6 protein-coding genes are annotated in these 4,317 nt (G+C 72.8%); 4 read left to right on the top strand and 2 right to left on the bottom strand.

Features of this window, described 5'->3' with window-relative positions:
* Window positions 1–541, bottom strand: a 541-nt coding sequence (locus A7A76_RS22980) for an MFS transporter (RefSeq protein WP_241201144.1), incomplete at its 3' end; no start/stop codon positions are given.
* A 317-nt stretch (window positions 542–858) separates the two neighbouring features.
* Entirely contained in the window at window positions 859–1,827 is a 969-nt protein-coding gene (locus tag A7A76_RS22985) for an NADP-dependent oxidoreductase (RefSeq protein WP_206413496.1), read from the bottom strand.
* A 161-nt stretch (window positions 1,828–1,988) separates the two neighbouring features.
* On the opposite strand from A7A76_RS22985, the gene soxR reads away from it, so the two are divergent.
* The 4 genes from soxR (at window position 1,989) to A7A76_RS23000 (ending at window position 4,170) form a co-directional block, all read left to right on the top strand.
* Complete coding sequence (gene soxR, locus A7A76_RS22990; protein WP_343225396.1) at window positions 1,989–2,471, top strand: redox-sensitive transcriptional activator SoxR; 483 nt, start codon at window positions 1,989–1,991, stop codon at window positions 2,469–2,471.
* On the top strand, window positions 2,468–2,533 hold the full coding sequence (locus A7A76_RS27070) for a DUF6053 domain-containing protein (protein WP_428995223.1): 66 nt from the start codon (window positions 2,468–2,470) through the stop codon (window positions 2,531–2,533). Before soxR ends, A7A76_RS27070 begins: the two co-directional genes overlap by 4 nt.
* Before the next feature lie 190 nt (window positions 2,534–2,723).
* Window positions 2,724–3,233: a DUF1993 domain-containing protein gene (locus tag A7A76_RS22995; protein WP_206413498.1), complete on the top strand. Its 510-nt coding sequence runs from the start codon at window positions 2,724–2,726 to the stop codon at window positions 3,231–3,233.
* Between the two features lie 370 nt (window positions 3,234–3,603).
* Complete coding sequence (locus A7A76_RS23000; RefSeq protein WP_206413499.1) at window positions 3,604–4,170, top strand: Ig-like domain-containing protein; 567 nt, start codon at window positions 3,604–3,606, stop codon at window positions 4,168–4,170.
* The last annotated feature ends 147 nt before the right edge of the window (window positions 4,171–4,317 follow it).

Raw genomic sequence — 4,317 nt, forward strand, 5'->3', positions numbered from 1 at the left:
CCAGCGCGGCCACCGCCGGCACCGCCAGGAACACCCAGCGCCAGCCGACGTGCTCGACGATGGCGCCGCCGATCGCCGGGCCGATCACCGCCGGCAGCACCCAGGCCGCGGCGAACGCGGCGAAGACCTTGACCCGCAGTGCCGGCGGATAGACCCGTCCGACCACCACGTACAGCGCCACCGAAATCAGCCCGCCGCCGAAGCCCTGGATCACCCGCCCGGCGACCAGCCAGCCCATCGCCGGCGCCAGCCCGGCCACGACCAGGCCGAGCGCGAACCAGGCGATGCCGTGGCGCAGCGGCGCGACCGGGCCGCGCGCGTCGGCCCAGGGGCCGGCCGCGACCATGCCGACCACGCTCGCGGCGAGGGTGCCGGCGAAGGCCAGCGCGTACAGCGGCAGGCCGTCGAGCGCGCGCGCCACGGTCGGCATCGCCGTGGTCACCGCCAAGGCTTCGAACCCGACCAGGGCCACCAGCGCGACCGCGCCGGCGGTGAGGCCGCGGTAGCGCGGCGCGAACAGGCTTTGTTCTTGCATCGACATCGCGGCCGGGCCTGCGGGCCCGGCGTCTTCTTCGGCGTGAGGCAGCGCAGTGTCGGCGCTGCGCGCCGGGTGCGCCAGTTCTTCGCCGGCACCGGCTCGCACGGACGCTCCCACCCCGGCCGATCCGCTCCGCTGCGCCAGCATGGGTTCGTCGGGGACCGGGGTGGAAACGTCCGTGCCAGGCGGCGCGGCGCGGAGGTTGTGGGGAGAGCCTTCGGCGCCGTCGCCCTGCGACCCGATCACATGGCCCAGCGGTTCCGAAGGCTCTCCCGACAACCTCCGCGCGTGCGGCGGCGCCGGGTCGCTGTCGCGTTCGCTCACGCGCTGAGCCTCAGCAGCGACAGCGGCATGGCTTCGTAGACCATCAGCACCACCTTGCCGCGCGCCGGGCCGCGCTCGACCGCGCGGTGCGCTTCGGCGGCGCGGGTCAGCGGGAACATCTCGCGCACCGGCACCAGCAAGCCGTGGCGCTCATGCATCGCCACCAGCTCGGCCAGGCGCTCGCGGCTGCGCGCGCTGCGCAACTCGGCCAGGCCGTAGCGGCGCGACAGGCTCAGCGCGCGCTGCGGCGCGGCCAGCGCCAGCCACGGCGCGAAATCGTCCTGGCCGCAGGCGTCGAACAGCGCGTCCACGCCGTGCGGCGCCAGCGCGCGCGCCTGCTCGACGCCGGCAGCGTCGGCGCTCACCGGCTGTGCGCCGAGGCTGCGCAGGTAGTCGTGGTCGGCCGCGGCGGCGACGCCGATCACGCGTGCGCCCCAGGCCACCGCCAGTTGCACCGCGACGCAGCCCAATGCGCCGGCGGCGCCGTGGATCAACACGGTCTGGCCGGCGCCGACGCCGAGCTGGCGCAGCGCGGCGTGCGCGGTCTGGCCGGTCGACGGCAGCGCGCCGGCCACCGCCCAGGTCATGGTGTGCGGCTTGCGCACGGCCTGGATGGCCGGCACGGTCAGCGCTTCGGCGTAGCTCATCGCCGCGGCCCAGCCCATCACTTCGTCGCCGACGGCGAACTCGGCGACGCCGGCGCCGATCTGGTCGACCACGCCGGCGAATTCGTTGCCGAGCCGGTGCGGGAAGCGCGCGCCGCCGTGGGCGTTCGCGCTCAAGCCGCTGCGCAGGGCGATGTCGCTGGGGCGCACCCCGGCCGCGCGCACCCGCACGCGGATTTCGCCGGGGCCGGCCTGCGGCATCGGCAGGTCGATCGCGCGCAGCACTTCGGCCGCGCCGTAGCGGTCGAACACGACCGCCTTGACCCGGGGGGAAGGCGGCGGGAAATCGTTCGCGGGCATGCGGCTTCGCTGCGAGGCCATGACTTGACGCCTTGAAGAGACGAAGCGCAGCATAGAACCTGGACTTAAGTTGAGGTCAAGAGGTCGCGAGCGGTGCGCGCGCGAAAGTTCGCGCGGCATATCGCCGCACCCCGAAGCCCGAAGCGAGACGAGGCATGAGCGTGGCGATGGAACTCAGCGTGGGGCAGGTGGCCGAGCGCTCCGGCGTGGCGGTGTCGGCCCTGCATTTCTACGAGGCCAAGGGCCTGATCCACAGCGTGCGCACGGCCGGCAACCAGCGCCGCTACAGCCGCGACACGCTGCGCCGGATCGCGGTGATCCGGGTCGCCCAGCGCGTCGGCATGCCGTTGGCGACGATCCGCGAAGCGCTGGACACGCTGCCCGACTCGCGCGTGCCGACCCGCGCCGACTGGACCCGGCTGTCGGCGGCGTGGAAGGACGAGCTGGAGCAGCGCATCGCCCACCTGACCTTGATGCGCGACACCCTGGACCAATGCATCGGCTGCGGCTGTCTGTCGCTGGATCGTTGCCGGCTGGCCAATCCCGAGGATGCGCTGGGCGACCAGGGCACCGGCGCGCAGCGTTGGGCGACGGCGTTGCGCGAGAGCCGGGGCAAGCGTGGCGGGAAGCGGCCACGGGAGTGAAGTCCGCGGCGAGCCGAGCGCGAAGCGTCGGGCCTGAAGGCCCTCCCACAACAGCGGCCTGAATCTCGCGCGCTTGCGCGGCGGCCTCGGCTTTTTTGGCAGAACTTTCAACCCCGACGCTTCGGCTTTTGTGGCAGAACTTGCAACCCCGACGCTTCGGCTGTTGTGGGAGGGCCTTCAAGCCCGACGCTTTCGTGCCCGCCGGCCGCGCACCCCGTACCATAGGCGCTCGTCTCCCACTTCGGTTCCGCCATGACCGTATCGATGTACTCCGCCAGCGTCCCGGTGCTGCAGCAACTGCTCGGCAGCCTGTCCACGATTCTCGCCCGCGCCGAGGCCTATGCCAGCGAACGCAAGATCGACGCCGACGCCTACCTGCAGGCGCGGCTGTTCCCCGACATGTTCCCGCTGCTGCGTCAGGTGCAGATCGCCTGCGACTTCGCCAAGGGCATCGGCGCGCGCCTGGCCGATGTGCCGGTGCCGGTCTACGACGACAGCGAGCGCAGCTTCGACGAACTGCAGGCGCTGATCGCCAAGACCCGCGCCTTCCTCGACGGCCTGGAGCCGGCGCTGTTCGAAGGCGCGGCCGAGCGCGAGATCGTGCTGCGCGCGGGCACGCCGAAGGAACGCCGTTTCGGCGGCCACGACTACCTGGTGCATTACGGCCTGCCGCAATTCTTCTTCCACGCCACCACCGCCTACGCGATCTTGCGCAGCAACGGCCTGGACATCGGCAAGCGCGATTTCATGGGCCAGTACTGACGCCCTGCGCAGCGGTTCGCGCCGCCGTGGCGCGTTGAAAAAGCCCGCTTCGGCGGGCTTTTTCTTTGCCTGCGCGAGCGCGCCGACGCCGCGCGCAAGCCGCCTGTGGGCCTGCGCGAAAGCGACTTCGAAACGATGCGGTCCGCCGCCGCGCGAACGCGGAAAAAACCTCGTGCCGAGCGGGGTTTTTTCGACCGCGTTCGCGCCCGGTCTCGGCCTGTGCGACGTCCGGTTGCGATGATGTCTTCCCGTTGGCGGCAGGCGTTCGCGAACGGGTCCGGACCCAGCCAGGAACGCGTTCGCGATGGCGCGGCGCGCAGGGATGCGCGGTCCGGAGTCTGCGTACTCGACACCACCAGAAGGAGTTGGCATGCCGTACAAGAGTATCCAGGGGCCCCTCGCGTTGAGCTTGGCGCTGTTGGCGCTGGGAGCGGGCGCGATCGGTGCCCCGCAATCGAAGGATGGGCTGCTCGGTCTTTCCCTCAGTCAGGTCGTTTCGGCCGCCTCGCAGCAGGCGCGCGAAGAGGCGGCCGAACGCGACGCCGACCGCGCGCGTTTCCAGCGCGCGCTGATGCCGCGCGAGCGCGACGCGGCGCTGGCGCCGATCGCGCGCGAACTGGCGCGCTTGCGCCGCTTCGAGCCGCTGCGCGCCGGCGATGTGGTCACCCACAGCGTCGACGGCAAGGATTCGACCATCGTGCTGCGCGGCGCGGTCGGCAGCGGCGCGCCGCTGCGCTACAGCCTGGCCCAGGCGCCGCGGCACGGGCGGGTCACGATCGAACGCGATCGCGCGACCTACCGGCCCGATCCGGGCTTCGCCGGCGTCGACACCTACACCTATCGGGTGCAGGCCGGCGGCGAAAGCGCCGAGGCGGTGGTCGCGGTGACCGCGATCGGCGCGCGCCGCCTGCCGGCGACGGCCGCGGCGGCTTTGTAGGCGCCGCGCGAGCGCGCTGCGGCGCTTCGGGTTTTCGGCGTCGCCGCGCAGCGCGGCGGCGCCTGCGGGATCCCGCAGGTGCGGGGTAGGGGACGGCTCCCGGCGCCAGGCGCGCGAGCCGCTGCCGTCGTCGCCGGCGCTTCGCGC

This window comes from Lysobacter enzymogenes (assembly GCF_017168095.1).
Classification (GTDB): Bacteria; Pseudomonadota; Gammaproteobacteria; order Xanthomonadales; family Xanthomonadaceae; genus Lysobacter; species Lysobacter enzymogenes_D.